The sequence below is a fragment of the Roseovarius sp. MBR-6 genome, assembly GCF_040547525.1.
GTDB lineage: Bacteria > Pseudomonadota > Alphaproteobacteria > Rhodobacterales > Rhodobacteraceae > Roseovarius.
Genome location: NZ_JBEPPW010000005.1, coordinates 245,303 through 266,467, shown reverse-complemented (window position 1 = coordinate 266,467; position 21,165 = coordinate 245,303). Strand labels below are relative to the sequence as shown.

General features: G+C 64.8%; 24 protein-coding genes, 1 other RNA gene and 1 pseudogene. 13 read left to right on the top strand and 13 right to left on the bottom strand.

Annotated features, from left to right (window positions below; genetic code table 11):
- The 8 genes and pseudogenes from ABIE57_RS09390 to lexA form a co-directional block, all read left to right on the top strand.
- Positions 1-346, top strand: a 346-nt coding sequence (locus ABIE57_RS09390) for a transposase (RefSeq protein ID WP_354538744.1), incomplete at its 5' end; no start/stop codon positions are given.
- 155 nt (positions 347-501) lie between these two features.
- Positions 502-972: a phage virion morphogenesis family protein gene (locus ABIE57_RS09385; protein WP_354538743.1), complete on the top strand. Its 471-nt coding sequence runs from the start codon at positions 502-504 to the stop codon at positions 970-972.
- Positions 969-1,166, top strand: coding sequence for a hypothetical protein (locus ABIE57_RS09380; RefSeq protein ID WP_354538742.1), 198 nt, complete (start codon positions 969-971; stop codon positions 1,164-1,166). Before ABIE57_RS09385 ends, ABIE57_RS09380 begins: the two co-directional genes overlap by 4 nt.
- A complete protein-coding gene (locus ABIE57_RS09375; protein ID WP_354538741.1) occupies positions 1,129-1,425 on the top strand; it encodes a hypothetical protein in 297 nt (98 codons plus the stop codon). The genes ABIE57_RS09380 and ABIE57_RS09375 overlap by 38 nt, the downstream gene beginning before the upstream one ends.
- A gap of 53 nt (positions 1,426-1,478) precedes the next feature.
- Positions 1,479-1,781: a hypothetical protein gene (locus tag ABIE57_RS09370; protein ID WP_354538753.1), complete on the top strand. Its 303-nt coding sequence runs from the start codon at positions 1,479-1,481 to the stop codon at positions 1,779-1,781.
- A pseudogene (locus tag ABIE57_RS09365) lies at positions 1,711-2,286 on the top strand (integrase core domain-containing protein); the annotation flags it as partial. The gene ABIE57_RS09370 and the pseudogene ABIE57_RS09365, both read left to right, overlap by 71 nt.
- Positions 2,287-2,336: 50 nt before the next feature.
- Positions 2,337-2,627, top strand: coding sequence for a hypothetical protein (locus tag ABIE57_RS09360; protein ID WP_354538740.1), 291 nt, complete (start codon positions 2,337-2,339; stop codon positions 2,625-2,627).
- Positions 2,628-2,819: 192 nt separating this feature from the next.
- On the top strand, positions 2,820-3,518 hold the full coding sequence (lexA, locus tag ABIE57_RS09355) for a transcriptional repressor LexA (RefSeq protein WP_354538739.1): 699 nt from the start codon (positions 2,820-2,822) through the stop codon (positions 3,516-3,518).
- Here lexA and ABIE57_RS09350 read toward each other — a convergent pair.
- On the bottom strand, positions 3,512-5,527 hold the full coding sequence (locus tag ABIE57_RS09350; protein WP_354538738.1) for a ComEC/Rec2 family competence protein: 2,016 nt from the start codon (positions 5,525-5,527) through the stop codon (positions 3,512-3,514). The genes lexA and ABIE57_RS09350 overlap by 7 nt on opposite strands.
- 76 nt (positions 5,528-5,603) lie before the next feature.
- Here ABIE57_RS09350 and gltX point away from each other — a divergent pair, with 76 nt between their 5' ends.
- Positions 5,604-7,013 carry a glutamate--tRNA ligase gene (gene gltX, locus ABIE57_RS09345; protein ID WP_354538737.1) on the top strand — a complete coding sequence of 470 codons (1,410 nt, stop codon included), beginning with the start codon at positions 5,604-5,606 and terminating at the stop codon, positions 7,011-7,013.
- A gap of 77 nt (positions 7,014-7,090) precedes the next feature.
- Positions 7,091-8,386, top strand: coding sequence for a citrate synthase (gene gltA / locus ABIE57_RS09340; RefSeq protein ID WP_354538736.1), 1,296 nt, complete (start codon positions 7,091-7,093; stop codon positions 8,384-8,386).
- Between the two features lie 73 nt (positions 8,387-8,459).
- Here the strand turns inward: gltA and ABIE57_RS09335 are convergent, their stop codons facing one another.
- The 6 genes from ABIE57_RS09335 to gatC all read right to left on the bottom strand — a co-directional run bounded on the left by ABIE57_RS09335 (position 8,460) and on the right by gatC (position 12,692).
- The gene (locus tag ABIE57_RS09335) at positions 8,460-8,963 is read right to left on the bottom strand and encodes a DUF2244 domain-containing protein (protein ID WP_354538735.1); all 504 of its coding nucleotides are present in this window, start codon (positions 8,961-8,963) and stop codon (positions 8,460-8,462) included.
- A 37-nt stretch (positions 8,964-9,000) separates the two neighbouring features.
- Positions 9,001-9,421, bottom strand: an RNA gene (rnpB, locus tag ABIE57_RS09330) — RNase P RNA component class A.
- Positions 9,422-9,433: 12 nt separating this feature from the next.
- Positions 9,434-10,129 (bottom strand): N-acetylmuramoyl-L-alanine amidase, encoded by a 696-nt coding sequence (locus ABIE57_RS09325; protein WP_354538734.1) that lies wholly within the window; start codon positions 10,127-10,129, stop codon positions 9,434-9,436.
- A gap of 14 nt (positions 10,130-10,143) precedes the next feature.
- Positions 10,144-10,878, bottom strand: coding sequence for a hypothetical protein (locus tag ABIE57_RS09320; protein WP_354538733.1), 735 nt, complete (start codon positions 10,876-10,878; stop codon positions 10,144-10,146).
- A 36-nt stretch (positions 10,879-10,914) separates the two neighbouring features.
- A complete protein-coding gene (gene gatA / locus ABIE57_RS09315; protein ID WP_354538732.1) occupies positions 10,915-12,402 on the bottom strand; it encodes an Asp-tRNA(Asn)/Glu-tRNA(Gln) amidotransferase subunit GatA in 1,488 nt (495 codons plus the stop codon).
- 2 nt (positions 12,403-12,404) lie between these two features.
- Positions 12,405-12,692, bottom strand: coding sequence for an Asp-tRNA(Asn)/Glu-tRNA(Gln) amidotransferase subunit GatC (gatC, locus tag ABIE57_RS09310; RefSeq protein ID WP_354538731.1), 288 nt, complete (start codon positions 12,690-12,692; stop codon positions 12,405-12,407).
- A gap of 125 nt (positions 12,693-12,817) precedes the next feature.
- Here gatC and ABIE57_RS09305 point away from each other — a divergent pair, with 125 nt between their 5' ends.
- Positions 12,818-13,510, top strand: coding sequence for a metal-dependent hydrolase (locus ABIE57_RS09305; protein WP_354538730.1), 693 nt, complete (start codon positions 12,818-12,820; stop codon positions 13,508-13,510).
- 144 nt (positions 13,511-13,654) lie between these two features.
- Here ABIE57_RS09305 and ABIE57_RS09300 read toward each other — a convergent pair whose 3' ends face one another.
- Positions 13,655-14,452, bottom strand: a complete 798-nt coding sequence (locus ABIE57_RS09300) for a pseudouridine synthase (RefSeq protein WP_354538729.1) — start codon at positions 14,450-14,452, stop codon at positions 13,655-13,657.
- A 62-nt stretch (positions 14,453-14,514) separates the two neighbouring features.
- On the opposite strand from ABIE57_RS09300, the gene ABIE57_RS09295 reads away from it, so the two are divergent.
- Positions 14,515-14,970: a nucleoside deaminase gene (locus ABIE57_RS09295; RefSeq protein ID WP_354538728.1), complete on the top strand. Its 456-nt coding sequence runs from the start codon at positions 14,515-14,517 to the stop codon at positions 14,968-14,970.
- Here the strand turns inward: ABIE57_RS09295 and ABIE57_RS09290 are convergent.
- The 4 genes from ABIE57_RS09290 to ABIE57_RS09275 form a co-directional block, all read right to left on the bottom strand.
- Positions 14,965-15,930, bottom strand: a complete 966-nt coding sequence (locus ABIE57_RS09290; RefSeq protein ID WP_354538727.1) for a LysR family transcriptional regulator — start codon at positions 15,928-15,930, stop codon at positions 14,965-14,967. The two genes, ABIE57_RS09295 and ABIE57_RS09290, sit on opposite strands and share 6 nt — an antisense overlap.
- Before the next feature lie 6 nt (positions 15,931-15,936).
- Positions 15,937-16,488, bottom strand: coding sequence for a polyhydroxyalkanoate synthesis repressor PhaR (phaR, locus tag ABIE57_RS09285; RefSeq protein ID WP_354538726.1), 552 nt, complete (start codon positions 16,486-16,488; stop codon positions 15,937-15,939).
- Positions 16,489-16,638: 150 nt separating this feature from the next.
- Positions 16,639-17,088: a phasin, PhaP gene (locus ABIE57_RS09280; RefSeq protein ID WP_354538725.1), complete on the bottom strand. Its 450-nt coding sequence runs from the start codon at positions 17,086-17,088 to the stop codon at positions 16,639-16,641.
- A gap of 139 nt (positions 17,089-17,227) precedes the next feature.
- Positions 17,228-19,030: a PHA/PHB synthase family protein gene (locus tag ABIE57_RS09275; protein ID WP_354538724.1), complete on the bottom strand. Its 1,803-nt coding sequence runs from the start codon at positions 19,028-19,030 to the stop codon at positions 17,228-17,230.
- Between the two features lie 105 nt (positions 19,031-19,135).
- Here ABIE57_RS09275 and phaZ point away from each other — a divergent pair, with 105 nt between their 5' ends.
- A complete protein-coding gene (gene phaZ, locus ABIE57_RS09270; RefSeq protein WP_354538723.1) occupies positions 19,136-20,410 on the top strand; it encodes a polyhydroxyalkanoate depolymerase in 1,275 nt (424 codons plus the stop codon).
- Between the two features lie 4 nt (positions 20,411-20,414).
- On the opposite strand, the gene ABIE57_RS09265 is transcribed toward phaZ, so the two are convergent.
- A complete protein-coding gene (locus ABIE57_RS09265) occupies positions 20,415-21,143 on the bottom strand; it encodes an alpha/beta fold hydrolase (protein WP_354538752.1) in 729 nt (242 codons plus the stop codon).
- Positions 21,144-21,165 lie beyond the last annotated feature (22 nt).

Sequence of the window (21,165 nt, the reverse complement as noted above, 5' to 3'; positions counted from 1 at the left end):
AGCCGATCTGGCGGCCGCGGAACTGGATGCATTTGAAGAGAAATGGGCCGGAAAATATGCCTCAATCGCTCCGGCATGGCGGCGAGCGTGGCAGGAGGTGATCCCGTTCTTCGCCTTCGATCCGGCGATCCGCAAGATCATCTACACGACCAATGCTATCGAAAGCCTGAACCGTGTGATCCGCAAATCCATCAAGACCCGCGGCTCATTCCCAACCGAAGAAGCCGCGACAAAGCTGATCTACCTGGCCATCCGCAACTTCGAGAAAGGAGGCCGGAATGTCCGAGAATGGTTTGCCGCCCGCAATCAATTCGCTATCATGTTCGACGAACGCTTCAACGCGTGACCGTAACTGAAACCCGCATGGCCCGGACCAGTTACACAGAGTTCATGACACTCCCCGAGGCCATCGCCTACGCGCTGTCGACCTGGTCGGATGGCGACATCATCGACGTGGCCATCGCCCGTCATTCCGTGACCTGATCCTGAAGGAGCCCTTCCATGAGCACCCCCACCCCCCTTGTCGTCGATCCGGTCCTGACCGCGATTGCCGTCAACTACCGCAACCCGGATGTTGCCTTCATCGCCGATCAGGTGATGCCGCGCGTGCCGGTCATGTCGCCTGAGTTCAAGTGGACGTATTTCCCGCCCGATCAGATGTTCACGGTGCCCGACACCGAGGTGGTGGATACTGGCCAGTTGCAGAGAGGCATCACGCGAGAGGCCGGGGCACGATCGGTCGAGGTAGGCAGCAACGAACCCTGTGCCGCCACCCACCAGTTCGGCGCGTTCATCGAGCCGCTGGACAAGAGCGACGCGGCGGCCAAGCTCGCGTTCTTCCTGCCCAACGGCCAGTTCATCATGGTCGATCAGGTCGAGATCCCGGCGCGGCCCTTTCTGGGCTTCGACGCGGGCGACGAGGCCGATATCGCGTCCACGGTCGAGGCCTATTTCGGCGGGGCGTTCCAATGAGCGCGCCGGTCCTGCAGCTCGCCCCCATCATCGCCCGGATCGAGGCGGCGGGACTTTATCGCTCGGTCGCGGGCGCGCGGGACATGGCGCGCGCGGCGCGCGAGGGCGCGGCGGGCAACGAGGTCACCGCCACGTTCGATCTGCTCTACCTGCGCGATGACGCCACCAACGAATTCAGGATCACCGCCCAATGACCGCTTTCCGCTTCACCCCGCGACCGGTGACCTGGGCGACGGTCAAGGTCAACGCCCCCGGCGAGGACGGGATCGAGGTGCAGAGCTTTCGCGCCAAGTTCCTGATCCTGCCGGAGGAGGAGCGTCAGGCGCTGGCCAGCTCTGGCTCGACTGGGAGGGGATCACCGATATCGACGGCCAGCCCGTGCCCTTCTCCGAGACGGCGCGCGAGCAGCTGATGGGCTACGGCTATATCGCGCTGGGGCTGGCCGGGGCCTAACAGCGCGCGACGGCGGGGATCGAGACAAAAAACTGACCATGGCGGCGGAGGCGATGCTGAGGCAATCGACCCCCGCCGCCGGTCCCGACAGGTTTCGCGCCGAGATGGCGGCCTTCGGCCTTGGCCCGGCGCAGATCGATGCGATGGTCAAGGCCGCCCAGGGCGCGGCCAGAGAGGACGGGATCGAGGTGTTCGCCTGGTGTGCCCCCGCGCTGCGCTGGTTTCTGGCGATGGCCTCGCAATGGCGGCGCGATGGCGAGGGCCGCGCGCTCGGGGCGGCCGAAACACAGTGGCTTCAAGGCTTACGAGCCCGGTTATCTCCACATCGACGTGAAGTATCTGCCTCAAATGGCTGATGAAACCTCACGGCGTTATCTGTTCGTCGCCATCGACCGCGCGACCCGCTGGGTCTTCATCCGCATCTTCAAGGCAAAGACGGCGGCCAATGCGCGGCGCTTCCTGCGCGACCTGGAGCGCGCCTGCCCGATCCGCATCCGCACCATCCTGACCGACAACGGCAAGGAGTTCACCGATCGCCTGTTCGGCCTGCGCAAGCGCGCCGCAACCGGCGATCACGAGTTCGACAAGCTCTGCACCGAACTTGGTATCGAGCATCGCCTGACCCCGCCCAAGTCGCCGCAAACCAACGGCATGGTTGAACGCTTCAACGGTCGGATCGAGGAGGTGCTGCAAAGCCACCACTTCCGATCTGGTGAGGAACTGGAAACCACGCTGAACCGCTATGTCTGGCTCTATAACCAGAAGCTCCCGCAATCAGCCCTGGGCAGCAAGTCGCCCTTGCAGGCGATGAAAGACTGGCACAAACTCAAGCCGCAGTTGTTCAGGAAGCAGCCATACTAGCTTCCGGGATGTGACAGCTACACCCCTCCCGAGCGGTTCGGGGCGATGGCATGAGCGCGCTTGAAATCCTCGTCTGGGTGGTCTTCGGGTTGGCGCAATTGGGAGACGTGCTGACCACGCGGGCATTCCTCAATCGCGGCGTGACCGGGGCGCACCCGCTCTGGCGCTGGATGCAGGCGCGGCTTGGCAGATGGTGGTGGGTGCCACGCATCCTCGCCGCTGTCGGCATCGCGGCAGGCCTGCATTGGTGGTCCGGAACGGTCCTGCCCGTGGCCGTGATCGCTGTCGGCATCTGGGGCGTGGTGGGTTGGAACCTGTGGCAGATCAAGAGGGCATTATAGGCGTGTTTAACGCCCCGTTTTCCGAAAATTGGATGCTACAATATAGACTGTAATTTACTTCGGAATAGATCGTCACGCTGCATCGCCAAAGGCCTTCCACCATGCCCTTTTGGTCTCAACACTTCACGTTCGGATTGACACAAAGAGAGAACGAGAATAGAACAAAAGAGAATTTATTGCGAGGGCGGCGAGATGCTGACGAAAAAACAGCTCGATTTGCTGGAGTTCATTCAGAAACGGGTGCAGCGCGATGGCGTGCCGCCCAGTTTCGATGAAATGCGCGAGGCGCTGGACCTGCGGTCGAAATCGGGCATCCACCGTCTTATCACGGCGTTGGAGGAGCGGGGCTTTATTCGTCGTCTGGCGCATCGCGCCCGCGCGCTCGAAATCGTAAAACTGCCCGAGGCGCTTGGCGGCGCGGCCACGGGCTTTACCCCGCGCGTGATCGAGGGCGATCGCCCGAGCGCGCCGCAACCGGCCAATGCTCTGCCTGTCGAGACGGCGACAGCGGTGACGCTGCCGGTCATGGGGCGCATTGCTGCCGGGGTCCCGATCGAGGCCATCGCCCATGTCAGCCACACCGTCGCCGTTCCCGGTGATATGGTTGCGGGACGCGGCACGCATTACGCGCTCGAGGTCAAAGGCGATTCGATGATCGAGGCCGGGATCAACGACGGCGACGTGGTCATCATCCGCGAAACCGCAGTGGCCGATAACGGCGATATCGTCGTGGCGCTGATCGAGGATCAGGAGGCAACGCTCAAACGCTTCTTCCGGCGCGGCAACGCCATCGCGCTCGAGGCCGCGAACCCGGCCTATGAAACCCGCGTCCTGCCCGAGGACATGGTGCGTGTTCAGGGTCGTCTTGTCGGTCTTATCCGCAGCTATTGAGGCGACCACAGGCGCTGTCCGGTGATGTCGGCGGCGCTTTGCAGATGCAGCGCACCCGCCTTTTCCACGAGGGCGAGCGCGCCTGAGCGGCGCAACGTTTCCGGCGCGATCACCTGACAGGGGCCGATGGGGGGATTTTCCGGATCTGTCGTGAAGATCACGAAGTCGGCCCCGCCACAGTCGCGCGGCGCGCGTGCTGCCGCCTTGCCCGAGACCAGCACCACGCCAAGAGGATCGAGCATGTCGTTGCGCCAGCGGGCATGGGCCTCTGACTGATCCGCGGCGTCACCATCGTTCTCAAGCCAGTTCCCGGCAATAAAGCCGCCGCCACGCGCCGTGTTGAGCGCGCGCCCTTCGGCGGTCATCACCCCCACAAGAGTGCCCGTGTCCGACACCAGAAGACGCGGGCGTTCTGCCCCGGACCAGAGCCAGACAGCGACCAGCACCGGCAAAAGGCCGAGAATGCGCCCGCGCCCCTGCCACAGAACGACCGTCAGCGCACCAAACGCCATCAGCGGCAGGACCCATGGCCCCGGTGCCACCACCGCGATGCGGGCACCGTCCAGCCCCGCCACCCGGTTCGACACATGAAGGATCCAGCGCAGCCCCTGCTCCATCACCCAGAGCGGCACCCAATCGAGACCGAGGGGCATCAGCAACGCGGCGACCACCGCGGCGGGCATGACCAGCACCCCCATGAGCGGCACGCTCAGCAAATTGGCCAGAAGACCGTATTGCGCCATCTGATTGAAATGCGCGGCGGCCACCGGAGCGGTCGCCGCCCCTGCCACCGCCGAGGAGATCACCACCGCCAGCACGGGCCGCAGCCAGCGCGGCCCAAGGGGCACGCGCGCATCCCTCAACCACCCGAACACCGCCACCAGCGCCACGGTCGCGGCAAAGGACATCTGAAAGCCCGGCCCAAGCAGCGCCTCAGGCCGCAGGCAGAGCAGGATCACGGCCGCGACGGCCACCGCCCGCAGGCTGAGCGCGCGTCGCTCCAGCATCACCGCCACCAGCATCACCGAGACCATGACAAAGGCGCGCTCGGTCGCCACATTGCCGCCCGACAGCGCAAGATAGCCCGCACCTGCGAGGACAGCGACGGCGGCGGCGAGTTTCTTGACCGGCCAGCGCAGGGCAAGACGCGGGATCGCCGCAAGCGCCAGACGCGTGGCGGCAAAGACAAAGCCCGCCACAAGGCCCATATGCAAACCCGAAATCGCCAGCAGATGCGCAAGGTTCGAAATGCGCATCGCCGCCAGCGTCTCCTGCGACAAGCCTGAACGATCGCCCGTCATGATCGCGGCGGCAAAGGCACCGACCTGCCCAGGCATCCGCGCGCGCACATGATCGGCCAGCGCCATGCGTGCCGCGAAAACGCGCGGCCCGCCTTCCGGCTCTTCCACCGCCAGCAGCGGCACACGGGCATAGCCGACAGCGCCCACTCCCTGAAACCAGACGTGGCGGCGAAAGTCGAAGCCGCCCGGCTCGACCGGTCCCGAAGGCGGGGCCAGATGTGCCGTGGTCATCACCCGCAAGCCGGCCATCGGCGCCACCCCACCCGTGTCATGGAGCGAGACGCGCACGCGGTGCGGCACACGGACCGGATCGACCCGCGACAACACCACCCGGTCAAGCGTGAGGCGCAACGCGTCCGACGCGGACCGGTCGATCCCCACGATCCGCCCCTCGACCGGCCCGTAATACCGCCAGCCAAGCACCGGCCCCGCGACCCAGTGCGCCCGCGCGCCGGCGATGGCAAACCCGATGAGCAGGCTCGCCCCTGCCACGCCCAGAGGCCCGGACCATTCCCGCCCGCGCCAGAGCGCCAGCATGAGAAGCACCGCGCCAAGCCCGCCCGAGACCGCCAGCACAGCGACAGGCGGCTCTTGTGACAGGGCGAAATATCCGCCCACCCCAACCGAAAGCAGCACCGGCACCCATGGAAAGAGCGCCCCCCTCTGCGCGAGCCAGACAGCCGCGATCCCCTCTGCGGTGCGCCGCACTTGTCACCCTCCCGGCGGGCCGATACACAGAGCGCATTCTCACCCGATGATCCTTACCAAAAGGTTAAGCTTGCCCATGTCGCAACAGGTCGTGACCCGTTTTGCCCCCTCGCCCACCGGGTATCTGCATATCGGGGGCGCGCGCACGGCCCTCTTCAACTGGCTCTATGCGCGGGGGCGCGGCGGCAAATTCCTGCTTCGGATCGAGGATACCGACCGCGCCCGCTCCACCCCCGAGGCGAGCCGCGCGATTCTCGACGGGCTGGCCTGGCTGGGGCTTGACCATGATGGCGAGGCGGTGAGCCAGTTTGCCCGCGCCCCCCGCCATGCCGAGGTGGCGCATCAGCTTCTGACGGCGGGCAATGCCTATAAATGCTTTGCCACGCAGGAGGAAATCGAGGGCTTCCGCGAGGCGGCCCGCGCCGAGGGCCGCTCGACCCTCTTTCGCAGTCCCTGGCGTGACGCCGATCCCGCCACCCATCCCGACGCGCCCTTCGTGATCCGCATCAAGGCCCCGCTTGAAGGCGCAACGGTGATCCGCGATGTGGTGCAGGGCGATGTCACCATCCGCAACGACCAGCTTGATGACATGGTGCTGTTACGCAGCGATGGCACTCCGGTCTATATGCTGGCGGTGGCGGTGGATGACCACGATATGGGCGTGACGCATGTGATCCGGGGCGACGATCACCTCAACAATGCCGCGCGCCAGATGATGATCTATCAGGCCATGGGCTGGCCGCTGCCTGTTTATGCGCATATCCCGCTCATTCACGGCCCCGACGGAAAGAAGCTCAGCAAGCGCCACGGCGCTCTTGGTGTCGAGGAATACCAGAAGATGGGCTATCCGGCGGCGGGGATGCGCAATTACCTTGCGCGGCTTGGCTGGAGCCATGGCGATGACGAGTTCTTTGGCGATGCCGAAGCGCAGGCGTGGTTCGACATCACCGGAATCGGCAAATCGCCCGCGCGACTCGACTTCAAGAAGCTCGAGAATCTCTGCGGCCAGCATATCGCGGCGATGGCGGATGCTGCACTGCTGCATGAATTGCGGGGATTCCTCGCTGCGACCGATCAGCCGCCGCTCTCCGACGCCAAGATGTCCTTGCTGGAACGGGGCCTGTATTGTCTGAAGGAGCGCGCCAAGACATTCCCCGAACTTCTTGACAAAGCGACCTTTATTCTTGCCGAGCGCCCCGTCGTGCCGGACGCGGCGGCGGCGGCGCATCTCGGTGATGTATCCCGTGGTATACTGAAAGAATTGACGCCGCAGTTGCAAAATGCTACGTGGACGCGTGACGGTATTGAGGAATTGGTAACCCAATTCGCCGAAGACCATGGAATGAAGTTCGGCAAGCTTGCCGGCCCTCTGCGGGCCGCGCTCGCGGGCCGCACCGCGACACCGAGCGTGTTCGACATGATGCTGGTCCTTGGGCGGGACGAAACCACCGCCCGGCTGACCGATGCCGCCTGCGTCGGGGATTGATCCTCGGGCAGGCATGACACTTACCCGGTCCGGGGCGCACTCCGCGCGCTTTCGGTCGCTGCAAGGGAGGACCCCTGATGTCTGACGAGAAAAGATCCGCAAAGCTGGAAATCGACGGCAAGACCTATGACTTGCCGATCTTCTCACCGACCGCAGGGCCGGACGTGATCGACATCCGCAAGCTCTATGGCACTGCCGGGGTGTTCACCTACGATCCGGGCTTCACCTCGACGGCGAGTTGCGACAGCACCATCACCTTCATCGACGGCGACAAGGGCGAGCTTCTGCATCGCGGTTATCCCATCGACCAACTGGCCGAGAAATCGCATTTCCTCGAAGTCTGCTATTTGCTGCTTTACGGCGAATTGCCCTCGCCCGCCGAGCTTGAGGATTTCGAAGCCCGTGTGACCAATCACACCATGCTGCATGAGCAGATGCAGTATTTCTTCCGCGGGTTCCGCCGGGATGCACATCCGATGGCGATCATGGTGGGCGTGGTGGGCGCGATGTCGGCCTTCTACCATGACAGCACCGATGTGCGCGACGAATGGCAGCGCGAGGTGGCGTCGATCCGGCTCATCGCCAAGATGCCGACCATCGCGGCCTGGGCGTTCAAGTATTCGGTTGGACAGCCCTTCGTCTACCCGCGCAACGATCTCGACTACGCGTCGAATTTCCTGCGCATGTGCTTTGCCGTGCCCGCCGAGGATTACGAGGTCAACCCGATCCTGAGCCGCGCGATGGACCGGATCTTTACCCTGCATGCCGATCACGAGCAGAACGCCTCGACCTCGACGGTGCGGCTGGCGTCGTCGTCGGGGGCCAACCCGTTTGCCTGCATCGCGGCGGGCATCGCCTGCCTCTGGGGGCCCGCGCATGGCGGCGCCAACCAGGCGTGCCTTGAGATGCTGCGCGAGATCGGCACGCCCGACCGCATCCCCGAATTCATCGCGCGCGCCAAGGACAAGGACGATCCGTTCCGCCTGATGGGCTTTGGCCATCGCGTCTACAAGAACTTCGATCCGCGCGCGAAGGTGATGAAGCAATCCGCCGATGAGGTGCTGGAGCTTCTGGGGGTCGAGAACAACCCGATCCTTCAGGTCGCCAAGGAGTTGGAGGCACAGGCGCTGGCCGACCCCTATTTCGCCGACAAGAAGCTCTTCCCGAACGTGGATTTCTACTCGGGCATCATCCTCGAAGCGATGGGGTTCCCCACATCGATGTTCACGCCGATCTTTGCCGTCTCGCGCACGATCGGCTGGATTTCGCAGTGGAAAGAGATGATCGCCGATCCGCAAATGAAGATCGGCCGCCCGCGCCAGCTCTATCAGGGCGCGACGCTGCGCGATTACGTGGATATCGAGAAACGCTGAACCACGGGCGCCACATAAAGGACCCGGCCCCCGTGCCGGGTTCTTTACCGTTCCGTACTGACCGGAGGAAGCGTCAACCCGCTTGTGGCACCACGGGCAGCGCCCTGCACAAATCGGCATAGAGCGCCTTGCGCTCGTCCTCCGAGAGAAACGCGCCGATCTCGACCTCGCGGCCATTGCCCGCAAGCGTCACGTAATGCGCCACCGGCCCGCCCGTGACATGCAGTGTCACCCGCGTCCAATAGCGGTTGCACTGCCATTCGCGCGCCTCGCCCCTGGCCTCCACGCGCCGCAGATGCACCTCATCAGGGCCGAGTGTCAGCACCTCGTTCAGCCGCGCGCTGCGATAGGTGGCCTCAAGCGCCCACCAGATGCCGCCGACGGCAAGAAGCAAAAACGGCAGCAACCCCCACAGCACGACCGTGCCCAAGAGCGGCAAGAGCGGAATACAGATCAGCACGAAGGTGGCCAGCACAAACCCCGCAAAGCCCCGCCGCGGCAAAGAGCGGTGCGGCCAGAGGGTAAGCGTGATGTCGTCCTGAGCCCCTTGCGGCGGGGCGCTCCACTGATACGGCATGGCCTTGGTTCTAATCCCCCCGGCAGAAATGAAAAGAGCGCGCGGAGGGCCTGTAAGCCGGATTTTGTCCAGGAGGAGACCCTCCCTGGATGACCATTCGTCTTGACGCGCGGTTGCCCGCGCGCCTCTGGCTGCCTACCCGGACCGCCGGGCCAAGACATGGCCTGCGGGCGGTATCGGTTGCCCGACCTGTGCCCCGCGCGCGGTCCCTATTCGGCATTGCTCCCGGTGGGGCTTGCCATGCCGGTCCGGTTGCCCGTCCCGCGGTGGGCTCTTACCCCACCGTTTCACCCTTACCCAGCCGCGTCGGCAAGGCCGGGCCCGCTGGGCGGTCTCTTCTCTGTGGCGCTTTCCCTCGGGTTGCCCCGGCCGGGCGTTACCCGGCACCGTTGTCTTGTGGAGTCCGGACTTTCCTCGCCACTCCCTCACGGGCGTGTCGCGGCCATCCAGCCCTCCGCGCGTTGCCCGACTTAGGCGGTCGGCGTTGTCCGGTCAACGGGAAAGCGCGCGGCCAGATCGGCCATGCGCGCGCAATCGGTGCTGTCGAGCGGGCCGCGCGCCGAGGGCCGAAAGCGCAGGCGAAAGGCATTGAGCACGGTCTCGGGCGCGTTGTCGCCAATGTCATAGCCAAACCGTCCGGCGTCGCGCAGGAACGCACCCATATTGCATGCCTGGCCCATGGCATCCGACCAGACCGTCAGCCCGTCACGCGCCAGCCCGCGCCAATCAAAGCGCGGTCCCGGATCGGATTTGCGCAGCGGTGCCATGTCGGAATGGGCGATGACGCGGGCGGGAGGAATGGACCAACGCGCCATGATCCCGGCCATCAGCGCGCGCAGCGCCGACATTTGCGGCGCGGGAAAGGGGTGCGCGCCGGTATTGGCCAGCTCGATCCCGATGGAGCGCGAATTGACATCGCGCACCCGGCCCCATCGCCCGGCCCCGGCGTGCCAGGCGCGCAGGTTTTCGGGCACCAGGTGCCAGATCGTGCCGGTTTCGGCGATCAGGTAATGCGCCGAGACCTCCGCCCCAGGATCACAAAGCCGCTCGAGCGCGGCCTCGGCGTTCGTCATCGCGGTGTAATGCAGCACGATCAGGTCGGGGCGCGCGCCATCGCGGCGCGGGCCGTGGTTGGGCGAGGGGCGGGTTTGGACCGCCCCCGTCATCCCCTCCGTCACGCTCAGTTCTGCACCGCGCGGCGGAACGGCGCTGGATCCCAGTCACAGGCATAGCCGTCGCCATCGGGGTCCAGCCCCAGACGGTCGCGCTCCGGCCCGCCCCGGCTCAGAAAGTCGAGTTGTGCCTGATCGGGCGACGGATAGCTGCGGCAGGCCCGCTCGGCCTTGGCTTGCAGATTGACACCGACGCGGCGATAGATCTGGGTGCCGCGCGGGTGGTTGGTGGCCAGCGCATAGGCCACGACATTGGGGCCGACATCGCCGGGGCGCGGGCCGATCGCCTCGGGTTGAACCACCTGATATTGCGCGCGATTTTGTGCGATCCGGGCCGCGTCCTGCTCGATCGAGCGTTCCGATCCGACCGCGTCGAAACTATTCTCCTGCGAGATCCCCACCGCGTTGGTCACCGCAGGCGGCGGGTTCGAGGGGCTGGCCTGCACTATCTCGCGGCCCGTTGCGGGATCGACCCCGAGGGCGGCGCGGGTGTCGGCGGCCAGGCGCTCGGCCTCGCTCGCCGGGGCTGCGCTGGTGCCCAGCGGTTCGGAGGACACCGCATTGGGCGGCGGCAGGGCCGCGCCCGCAAGCGCCGCCTCGCGCTCGGCCTTCTGGCGCTGATAATCCTGATAATTGCCGAAACCCACGCCGGCTCCGGGGTCCACGGCCGGGCCGCTATCGGGGATCGCAGGGGAACAGGCGGCCAGCACCGCAAGAACACCGACAAGAGAGAGAGAGCGCATGGACGACTTCCTAAAAACGACCCGACAGGACTGGGCTTACCACCATTTCGCGGGCTTGGCCACAAACCCCGCCGCACGCTCCAGCGCATAGGCGGTGTTGAGCAGATCGCCCTCTTCCCAAGGCCGACCGATCAGTTGCAGGCCAAGCGGAAGCCCCTGCCGGTCCAGACCCGCAGGCACCGAGATGCCGGGAAGACCCGCAAGGTTCACCGTCACGGTGAACACGTCGTTGAGATACATCTGCACCGGATCGGCCTCTGCCATCTCGCCCAGACCAAAGGCCGCCGAGGGCGTGGCGGGCGTCAGGATCGCATCGACCCCGGCGGAGAACACCTCCTCGAAATCGCGCTTGATGAGCGTGCGCACGCGGCGCGCGCGGTTGTAATAGGCGTCGTAGAACCCGGCCGAGAGCACATAGGTGCCGACCATCACGCGCCGCTGCACCTCCGGCCCGAAGCCCTCGGCGCGGGTCTTTTCATACATCTCGGTGATGCCGTCGCCCTGCGCCAGCTTCGCGCGGTGGCCATAGCGCACCCCGTCATAGCGCGCGAGATTGCTTGAGGCCTCGGCAGGCGCGATCACGTAATAGGCGGGCAGCGCGTATCTGGTATGCGGCAGGCTGATATCGCGAATCTCCGCGCCCGCGTCGCGCAGCATCGCCGCACCCTCGGACCAGAGCGTTTCGATCTCGGCGGGCATACCGTCCATTCGGTATTCCTTCGGAATTCCGATCACCTTGCCGCGAATGTCGCCCGACAGCATCGCCTCGAAATCCGGCACGGGCAGATCGGCGGAGGTGCTGTCCTTGGGATCGTGCCCGCACATTGCCCCCAGCATGATCGCCGCGTCGCGCACCGATTTGGTCATCGGACCGGCCTGATCGAGCGACGAGGCAAAGGCGACAATGCCCCAGCGCGAGCAGCGGCCATAGGTGGGTTTGATGCCGGTGATGCCTGCAAAGGCCGCTGGTTGGCGGATCGAGCCGCCGGTATCGGTGCCGGTCGCCGCAAGGCAGAGATCGGCGGCCACGGCGCTGGCCGAACCGCCCGATGAGCCGCCGGGCGTGAGCGGCGTGGCGTCATTGCCGCGCCGCCACGGGTTGACCACATTGCCGTAGCACGAGGTCTCGTTCGACGACCCCATGGCGAATTCGTCCATGTTGAGCTTGCCCAGCATCACCGCGCCTGCGTCAAAGAGGTTCTGGGTGACGGTCGATTCGTATTCCGGTTTGAACCCTTGCAGGATGCGGCTGGCCGCCTGACTTGGCACGCCTTTGGTGCAGAAAAGATCCTTGATCCCGAGGGGAATCCCGCACATCGCGGGCGCGTCGCCCGCTTTGAGCCGCGCATCCGCCGCCCGTGCCTGATCGCGCGCCAGATCCGGTGTGTGGTGGACAAAGGCACCCAGCGCGCCCGCTCCCTCGATGGCCTTGAGGCACGCCTCGGTCAGATCAAGGCTCGTCACCTCGCCCTTTCGCAGCGCGTCGCGCGCGCCCGCAATGGTCAGCGTGTTGAGATCGGTCATGCTCATTCCACCACTTTCGGCACGGCAAAGAAGCCCTCTCGCGCATCCGGCGCATTCGACAGGATCGCGGCCTGCCGGTCGCCATCCGTCACCACATCGGCGCGGCGCTTGAGACGCATCGGCGTGACGGAGGTCATCGGCTCGACGCCGGTCACATCAACCTCGTTCAACTGCTCGATGAAGCCGAGAATGGTGTTGAATTCCTGCGCAAGCGCGGGAAGTGCTGCCTCATCCACGCGGATGCGCGCAAGCTTGGCCACGCGGGCGGCGGTTGTGGTGTCGATGGACATGCAGCGCTCCATGATCGGGTCGGAATGCGTTTACCCGCGCGGCGCGGCAGAGGCAAGCGGGCGGGGGTTTTCAACGACAACAGCTCTGCTAGGCTATGCGCGACACAAGGGGAAGGGAGACCCAAATGCGCATAATCTGGCTTGGCCACAGTTCGTTCCGCCTCGAGATCGGCGGGCAGGTCCTGCTTGTTGATCCGTGGCTCAACGGCAATCCGATGCTGCCCGAGGACAGCCACGCGGCGGCAACCGAAGGGGCCACGCATATCCTGCTGACGCATGCGCATTTCGACCATGTGGCCGATGTGCTGCCGCTGGCCAAACGGCTGGGCGTGCCGGTGGTGGGGCAATACGACCTCATGTCCTTCTGGGCCGAAAGGGAGGGGATCGAGACCGTGGGCTTCAACAAGGGTGGCACGGTCGATCTGGCTGGCGTCAAGGTGACGATGGTGCACGCGACGCACTCCACCTCGATCGCCACGCCCGACGGCCCACAGGTGACGGGCAGCGAATGCGGCTACATGGTCGCCGGGGAAGGCCGGGTGATCTATCTCTCGGGCGACACCGACGTGATGGCCGATATGGGCGTGTTCAACGCCCTGCACGCGCCCGATATCGGCATCCTCTGCGCGGGCGGGCATTTTACAATGGACATGGCGCGTGCCGCCTATGCCGCCAGGACCTTTTTCGATTTCAAGGTGGTGATCCCGTGCCATTACCGCACCTTCCCGATCCTCGAACAATCGGCGGCAGCGCTGGTGGCGGCCTTGCCGGGGGTCGAGGTGATCGAGCCGGAGGTGATGGCGGCGATTGACCTCTGAGCGCGGCGTGGGGGCCAGCCCCCACACGCATGGTAAAGTGGGGGCCAGCCCCCACACGCAGGGTCAAGTGGGGGCCAGCCCCCACACGCAGGGTCAAGTGGGGGCCAGCCCCCACACCCCCGGGATATTTCAGGCCAGAAGAAATCAGGCGCGCGGGCGGCGGCTGCGCTGCGGTTTGGGTTTGGGCTTGAGCGGCGCGGGCGCGTCGGGGGCGGTGAGGCCAAGCTGGTCGCGCAGCACGCGGGCGCGGATTTCCTCGACCGCGCCGGGGTCGAGCTTGCCGAGCTGAAACGGGCCGTAGGAAAGGCGGATGAGCCGGTTGACCACCAGCCCCAGCGCCTCCATCGCGCGGCGGATCTCGCGGTTCTTGCCCTCGCGGATGGACACCGTGGCCCAGGCATTGGCGCCTTTCTGACGGTCGAGCGTGACGGTCATCGGCTGGAAGCGCTCGCCGTCGAGGGTCAGTCCCTTGCGCAATGGCTCGAATGTGGCATCCGACGGCGTGCCGTTGACGCGCACACGGTAGCGGCGCAGCCAGCCGGTCGAAGGCAGTTCCAGACGCCGTTTGAGTTCGCCATCGTTGGTCAGCAGCAACAGCCCCTCGGAATTGAGGTCGAGCCGGCCGACGCTGATCACGCGGGGCATGTCCCCGGGCAGGTCGTCATAGATGGTGGGGCGGCCCTTTTCGTCGCGGCTGGTGGTCACGAGCCCCTTGGGCTTGTGGTAGAGCCAGAGGCGGGCGGGTTCGGGCGCGGCAAGCGCAATCCCGTCCACCACGATCTGATCGGCGGCGGTGACATTGAGCGCGGGCGAGGTGATTTTCGCGCCGTTCACGGTGACGCGGCCCTCGGCGATGAGGCGTTCGGCCTCGCGACGGCTGGCGCGGCCCGACCGGGCGATGACCTTGGCGATACGCTCGCCTTCTGGGGGGGTGCTGTTCATGGACGCGGCCATAGCGCAAAGCCGGGGCTTGCGAAAGGGCCGCGCGCGGGCGACAAGCCCACATGGTGTTTCGCAGCCATATGCACGCCGCGCTGGACGAGGCGCTGGCCGCCGCCCGCCGCGGCGAGGTGCCCGTGGGGGCTGTGGTGGTGGCGCCCTCGGGGGAAATCGTGGCGCGGGCGGGCAACCGGACGCGGGAATTGAGCGATCCGACGGCACATGCGGAGATCCTCGCGCTGCGGCAGGCCTGTGCGGCGGCCGGATCGGAACGCTTGCCCGGTCATGATCTTTACGTGACGCTGGAGCCATGCGCGATGTGCGCGGCGGCGCTCTCGGCTGCGCGGATCTCGCGGCTTTATTACGGGGCGGGCGATCCGAAATCGGGCGGCGTGGCGCAAGGGGCGCGGGTGTTTTCGCATCCGCAATGTCACCACGTGCCGGAGGTCTATGACGGGATCGGCGCGGGCGAAGCGGAGGCGCTGCTCACGCGGTTCTTTGCCGAGCGGCGCGGGTCATAGCAGCGTCAGCCCCGAGGCGAGGAACGGATGGCGCGCGATGGCCGGTGCGACAACGGCCTCCTGCAACACCGGTTTGAGCCGCGCGGCGATCCGTGCGGGCATGTCCTGCAGGATGCCCTTGCGCGCGATCACGCTGATCGTGCGGGTGAGGGGGGCCAGCGGCAGTTCCATCACGTCGATCTGATCGGCAAAGCGGCGCGCCCGCATGAGCGCCAGGGGCGTCAGGACCGACCAGCCCGCCCCCTGCCCCACCAGCGCAAGGATGGAGTGGTAGCTGTCCAGTTCGAACCGGTAGGGCAGGCTCAGCCCCTCGCGTGCCATATGCGCCGAGATGAGGCGGCCCATGTAGTGGCGTTGCGTATACTGGATCAGCGGCAGGCGCTTCAACTCGCGCAGAAGCTCGCGTTCGGGGCGGATCGCGCCCTTGGGGGCGACCACAACGAAACACTCGCGCAAGACGGGATGCACCTCGGTCCAGTCATCACCGTCGCCCAGTTCTGACGCCACGATGATGTCGAGCGCGCGCGCGTCAAGCTGGTCATAGAGGTCATGGCTGGCCCCGGTTTCCAGAAGGAACTGACACCCCTTGAGATCGCCCGCCATATGGGTGAGCAGATGCGGTGTCACATCGGCCTCCAGATCCTCGATCGTGCCGAGACGGAACCGCGTCAGCGTCGAGAGATGCGACATGGCAAGTTCGGCGCGGGCCTGTGCCGCCTCGTCGAGGATGGCGCGGGCCCGCCGGTGCATGATCTCGCCTGCGGGCGTGAGACGGATCGGGCGCGCGTTGCGTTGCAGGAGCGTGGCCCCCACCGCACCCTCGAGATTGGTGAGTTGCTGGCTCACCGCCGAAGGGCTGGACCCGAGACGGCGGGCGGCAGCGGAAATGGACCGCTCGTCGGCGGCGGCCATGAACACCTCTATGCCCCAGAGGGTGATCCGCCCCCGACCCTCGGCCATCGCGGCCTACTTGTCGATTTTCGACAGCTTGGCCTGCAATTCGGCAAGCTGCTTGCGGATCGAGTCGAGATCTTCGCCTTCGTCGCCGGTCTCCTGCTTCGGTCCGGTCCCGGACAGGCCGCCAAAGCCGCCCGTCATCGCCTTCATGAAGGCCTCCTGCTGGGCGCGCATCGCCTCCATGCCCGGCATGGCGGCGAGCGGGTTGGCCTTGGTCATGTTCTGGAGCAGCTTGGATTGTCCGTCGCGCAGCATCTCGAAGCTGGCGGCAAGGAATTCCGGCACCACGCTGGTGGCCTGCGTCGTGTAACTGCGCACCAGATCGGTGAGCACGTTGATGGGCAGCACGCTTTCGCCGCGGCTCTCGTGTTCGGCGATGATCTGGAGCAGGTATTGACGTGTCAGGTCATCGCCTGACTTGAGGTCGATGATCTGAACCTCGCGCCCTTCTCGGATGAACGAGGCGATATCCTCGAGCGTCACGTAATCCGAGGTCTCGGTATTGTAGAGGCGGCGGCTGGCATAGCGTTTGATCAGCAGCGGTTTTTTCGTATCGGCCAAAGGGAACCCTCCCAGGGTGTGCAGCGCTGCATTGCAGCTTAGCTGCGTGCGCGGCAAAAAGAAAGGGCGAGCCGCATTGGCTCGCCCTGCACGGATCCTGTCCCGCTTGGGAGGGGAATGGGACAGTCCGGCAACTCCGACCGTGGCCGATTACTTGGCGGCGGTGGTCGCTTTCTTGGTCGCGGCGGTCACGTCGTCAGCGGCTTTCTTGACGGCGCTGGCGGCTTCTTCCTGGATGTTCTTGCCAGCGGCGAGAAGCAGTTCGACGGTCTCGGCCTGCACTTTTTTCGCGACTTCGGCATAGGCGGCGAGGTGCTCGGCGGCCACTTCGGCATTGGCCGATGCGAAATCGGTCATCGCCTTGGCGTAGTCGGCCGGCTCGGTCTTGGCTTTGGACATCTCGGCCAGCTTGGCCAGGGTTTCCTTGGTCCATTTGCTCGAGATTTCAGCCGACTTCTCGGCAGCCGAAAGGGCAACGCCCGACAGCTTCTCGTTCAGGGCGGCCTGGTTCTTGAAGGAGTCCTCGAACGCCTTGGTGTCAACCGGGAACGCGCCGAGGAAATCTTTGAACACGGCGGTGAAGTCCTGGGTCTTGGTCATGATCGTAGTCCTTTCAGTTGGAGCGGGGCATCCGCTGTGTTGTGCAACTGAGAGGAATATACGTGCTGCACCGCAGCATTTCAAGGATTTTTTCTGCGGTGCAGCAAAACTGTCATGGAGTCCGGATTTATCCGTGCGATCAGATGGTTGCCTTTTTCCGGACATAGGTTCCGGGGGCCGGGGCGAGGGGTTTGTGCTCCGAATCGCCCGGGTCGCGGGCGGGGATCATCTTGCCCGAGCGCTTGGCCAGCCACGCCTCCCATCGCGGCCACCACGAGCCCTCGTGCCGGGCCGCGCCCGCCAGCCAGGCATCGGCGTTCCCGCTCAGGTCGTCATTGGTGTAGTGGCCGTATTTCTTCTTGGCGGGCGGGTTGACGATCCCCGCGATATGGCCGGATTCCGATACGATGAAGGTGCGGTCCCTGGCACCTGTCTGCTGAAAGCCGCGATAGCAATCCTTCCACGCCGCGATATGGTCGCCTTCGCAAGTGACCGACATCAGCGGCACCTTCACATCCGAGACATGCAGCCGCTCGCCACAAAGCTCGATCCCGCCCTCGACGAATTCGTTGCCCTGACACAGGCCGCGCAGATATTGCACCGTCATCCGTCCCGGCAGGTTGGAGCCGTCACCGTTCCAGTAGAGCAAATCGAAGGCGGGCGGGGCCTCGCCCATCATGTAGTGGCGCACGGCGGGTTGATAGATCAGATCGCGCGACCGCAGGAAGGACATGGTGCGTCCCAGTATGAAGGAGCGCAGCACGCCCTGCGCCGAGACCTCTTTCTCGATACCGTCGATGAAATCGTCCTGCAGGAAGGGGGTGAATTCGCCCTGCTCCGAGAAATCGGTGAGCGCGGTGAAGAAGGTGGCCGATTTCACGGATTTGTCGCCGCGTTTGGCCATCAGCGCGAGGGTGAGATGCAGCGTCGTGCCCGCGATGCAATACCCCACGGCATTGACCTGTTTCTCGCCGGTGATCGCCTTGACCTCCCGGATGGCGGTCAGGAACCCGTCCTCGATGTAATCATCCATGCCGATATCGGCATGGCTGGCATCGGCATTGACCCAACTGACCACGAAGAGCGTGTAGCCCTGTTCGGTGATCCATTTGATCAGGCTGTTCTCGGGCTTGAGATCGAGAATGTAGAACTTGTTGATCCAGGGCGGGAAGATCACGATCGGCGTGGCATGAACCTCATCTGTCGCGGGGGCATATTGGATCAGTTCCATCATGTGATTGCGATAGACCACCTCTCCGGGCGTGGTGGCGATGTTCTCGCCCAGAACGAACGCGCGGTCATCGGCCAGCCGCACGACCAGTTCGCCGCTGTTGGCCTCCAGATCGGCAATCAGGTTCTCCAGCCCTTTCACAAGGCTCTCGCCCTCGGTCGCCACGGCGCGTTCAAGCGCGTCGGGGTTCGTACTCAGAAAGTTGGTGGGCGACATCATGTCGATGATCTGCCGGGCGAAATAATCGAGCCGCTTGCGCTCCTTGGGCGGCAGGTCCTCCTCGATGTCGTCGAGGGCATGTTCGATGGCCTGTGAATTCAGGGCGTATTGCTGCTTGATGTAACGGAAATACGGGTGGCTGTTCCACAGCGGGTTGGCGAATCTCTTGTCCCCTTCCAGAGGATCGGGCCCTTCCTCCTCGACCGGGGTGCCGCGGATCAACAACTGTTGGGCATCCAGGAAATGGCGCACGGACTTGCCCCAGTATTCCAGTTGCTGTTCGTAAATCCGCCCCGGATTCTCAATCATTTCAGACCAGTAAGATTGGGCCGCCTTGACGAAAAGCTCCTGCGAGGGGGCGCTTAGCGTGGGATTCGCGGGATTGCGTGAGGCCAGCGCCTTGATGAAGCGCTGCGACAACTCTTCGACTTTCGCAAGGTTTTCGTTGAGCTTATCGACATTTTTACCTGCGACTTCGGTCTCGGTTGTCATTTTTTACATTTCCCCTTAACAATTTCTGCTATGCAGCATACGGTTCTCATGCCGGAGACTCGACCGCGGTAAATTTTCCGCCCACTCCCTCTCAAGGAGACGATCATGCGCCAGATGGCAACCTATGACCTGATGGAATCTTTCCGCAATGCAAACCAATGGCTGGGGGCCTCCGCGCTGTCATTCGCATCCTATCCGCTTTTCAGCATGGTGCCAAATCCTGCTTTTCAATGGATGTCTGCCTGGGGTCAGGTCACGGAACGCACGTTCGAGCGCATGGTGGCCAAGCCCGATTGGGGCATCCGCACCTTTACGCACGAGGACGGGCGCGACCATCTGGTGAACATCGAGACCGTCGTCTCTCGGCCGTTCGGCGATCTCATTCACTTCAACGTCTCGGGCCGCCCGGAACAGCCGCGCAAGATCCTGCTGGTCGCGCCCATGTCGGGTCATTACGCCACGCTGCTGCGCTCGACCGTCAAATCGCTGATCGTCAATTGCGAGGTCTATGTCACCGACTGGCATAACGCGCGCGATATCCCGGTCTCCGAGGGCAAGTTCGATATCGAGGATTACACCCTCTATCTTGTCGATTTCATGAAGGCACTCGGTCCCGATATCAACGTGATCGCCGTCTGTCAGCCCGCGCCGCTGACGCTGGCGGCCACCGCCTATCTGGCAGAGCTTGACCCCGAGGCGCAGCCGCGCACCCTCACTCTCATCGGCGGGCCGGTCAATCCCGATGCGGCGGCCACCGACGTGACGGATTTTGGTCGCCGTGTGACCATGGGCCAGCTCGAAGAGATGATGATCCAGCGTGTCGGCTTTTCCCATAAGGGTGTCGGGCGCATGGTCTATCCCGGCCTTCTGCAACTCGCCTCCTTCATGTCGATGAACGCCGAGCGGCACTCCAAGGCATTCACCGATCAGATCGTGCGCGTGGCGCAGGGCGAGGCCAGCGACAACGACGCCCATAACCGCTTTTATGACGAGTACCTGGCGGTGATGGACATGACCGCCGAGTTTTACCTCTCGACGGTCGAACGTGTGTTCAAGGGGCTGGAAATCGCGCAGAACCGCTTTGTGGTGGACGGCCACCGAGTCGATATCGGCAAGATCACCCGTGTCGCGATCAAGACCGTGGAGGGCGGCAAGGACGACATTTCCGCGCCCGGCCAATGCGTCGCCGCGCTTGATATGTGCACCGGCGTGCCCGATCACATGAAGGCCAATTACATCGAGCCGGAGGCGGGCCATTACGGTATCTTCGCGGGCCGGTCGTGGCGCAACAACATCCGCCCGCTGGTGCTCGATTTCATCGACCAGAACGCGGCCAAGGCCGCACCGCAACCCGCCAACCGCAACACCGCGCGCGCCTGACCCGTCAGGCGCGAACCCGGTTTTGCAGCACGAGCGGTTGCGCCAGCCAGCCGCGCAGTGCGGCGATGACGATCTGGGGCTGCTCCAGAACGGGCAGGTGTCCGGCACCCTCGACGGTGACCAACCGCGCATTGGGCATCAGCCCGGCCATGAATTCATGGCGGCGCGGCGGCGTGAGCCGATCCTCGGCCCCGCACAGGATCAGCGTGGGCACCTTGCAGCGCCTCAGAGTGCCCTGATAATCCCGCCGCCGTTGCAGCGCGCGCACTTGGCGGATGACGGCCTCCGCCCCCAGCCCCTGCGCCATCAGCGCGGCCAGCGCCAGCACCTCGGCGCGCGCAGGCCCCGGTGCCAGAACATCTCCGCCCAGCATCATCGCCACCGCCTCGGACATCAGCCCTGCGCGCAGCTTGGCGACAAACGGCTCGTATCCGGCGGCGGATTGCGGGGTTTCGGCCAGCGGGTTGGTGTCCATCAACGCGAGTTTGGTGATGCGCTCCGGCGCTCGCCGCAGGAGTTCCATGGCAACAATGCCACCCATCGAGAGCCCCGCCAGCGCAAATCGCGCGGGCAGGAGATCGAGCAGGTTCGATGCGATTTCCTCGATCCGCTCGCCGCAGGTGATCGGCGCGACCGTCACGGCCGTGTCACGGCTCAGATCGGCAATCTGCGGCGCAAAGAGTCGCGCGTCGCACATCATGCCGGGTAGAAAAACAACCGGATCACTGCTCATCGACATGGCCTATACCTCGGGG

Excerpts from the sequence above, each read along its gene's own strand:
- gltX (WP_354538737.1), top strand. The coding sequence starts at position 5,604 with ATGTCGCAACAGGTCGTGACCCGTTTTGCCCCCTCGCCCACCGGGTAT.
- ABIE57_RS09290 (WP_354538727.1), bottom strand. The coding sequence starts at position 15,930 with ATGGCCGAGGGTCGGGGGCGGATCACCCTCTGGGGCATAGAGGTGTTC.
- ABIE57_RS09380 (WP_354538742.1), top strand. The coding sequence starts at position 969 with ATGAGCGCGCCGGTCCTGCAGCTCGCCCCCATCATCGCCCGGATCGAG.
- gatA (WP_354538732.1), bottom strand. The coding sequence starts at position 12,402 with ATGACCGATCTCAACACGCTGACCATTGCGGGCGCGCGCGACGCGCTG.
- phaZ (WP_354538723.1), top strand. The coding sequence starts at position 19,136 with ATGCGCCAGATGGCAACCTATGACCTGATGGAATCTTTCCGCAATGCA.
- ABIE57_RS09275 (WP_354538724.1), bottom strand. The coding sequence starts at position 19,030 with ATGACAACCGAGACCGAAGTCGCAGGTAAAAATGTCGATAAGCTCAAC.
- ABIE57_RS09280 (WP_354538725.1), bottom strand. The coding sequence starts at position 17,088 with ATGACCAAGACCCAGGACTTCACCGCCGTGTTCAAAGATTTCCTCGGC.
- ABIE57_RS09295 (WP_354538728.1), top strand. The coding sequence starts at position 14,515 with ATGGTGTTTCGCAGCCATATGCACGCCGCGCTGGACGAGGCGCTGGCC.
- gltA (WP_354538736.1), top strand. The coding sequence starts at position 7,091 with ATGTCTGACGAGAAAAGATCCGCAAAGCTGGAAATCGACGGCAAGACC.
- ABIE57_RS09305 (WP_354538730.1), top strand. The coding sequence starts at position 12,818 with ATGCGCATAATCTGGCTTGGCCACAGTTCGTTCCGCCTCGAGATCGGC.
- ABIE57_RS09325 (WP_354538734.1), bottom strand. The coding sequence starts at position 10,129 with ATGACGGGGGCGGTCCAAACCCGCCCCTCGCCCAACCACGGCCCGCGC.
- ABIE57_RS09265 (WP_354538752.1), bottom strand. The coding sequence starts at position 21,143 with ATGAGCAGTGATCCGGTTGTTTTTCTACCCGGCATGATGTGCGACGCG.
- gatC (WP_354538731.1), bottom strand. The coding sequence starts at position 12,692 with ATGTCCATCGACACCACAACCGCCGCCCGCGTGGCCAAGCTTGCGCGC.
- ABIE57_RS09360 (WP_354538740.1), top strand. The coding sequence starts at position 2,337 with ATGAGCGCGCTTGAAATCCTCGTCTGGGTGGTCTTCGGGTTGGCGCAA.
- ABIE57_RS09300 (WP_354538729.1), bottom strand. The coding sequence starts at position 14,452 with ATGAACAGCACCCCCCCAGAAGGCGAGCGTATCGCCAAGGTCATCGCC.
- lexA (WP_354538739.1), top strand. The coding sequence starts at position 2,820 with ATGCTGACGAAAAAACAGCTCGATTTGCTGGAGTTCATTCAGAAACGG.
- ABIE57_RS09375 (WP_354538741.1), top strand. The coding sequence starts at position 1,129 with ATGACGCCACCAACGAATTCAGGATCACCGCCCAATGACCGCTTTCCG.
- ABIE57_RS09370 (WP_354538753.1), top strand. The coding sequence starts at position 1,479 with ATGCTGAGGCAATCGACCCCCGCCGCCGGTCCCGACAGGTTTCGCGCC.
- ABIE57_RS09335 (WP_354538735.1), bottom strand. The coding sequence starts at position 8,963 with ATGCCGTATCAGTGGAGCGCCCCGCCGCAAGGGGCTCAGGACGACATC.
- ABIE57_RS09385 (WP_354538743.1), top strand. The coding sequence starts at position 502 with ATGAGCACCCCCACCCCCCTTGTCGTCGATCCGGTCCTGACCGCGATT.
- ABIE57_RS09320 (WP_354538733.1), bottom strand. The coding sequence starts at position 10,878 with ATGCGCTCTCTCTCTCTTGTCGGTGTTCTTGCGGTGCTGGCCGCCTGT.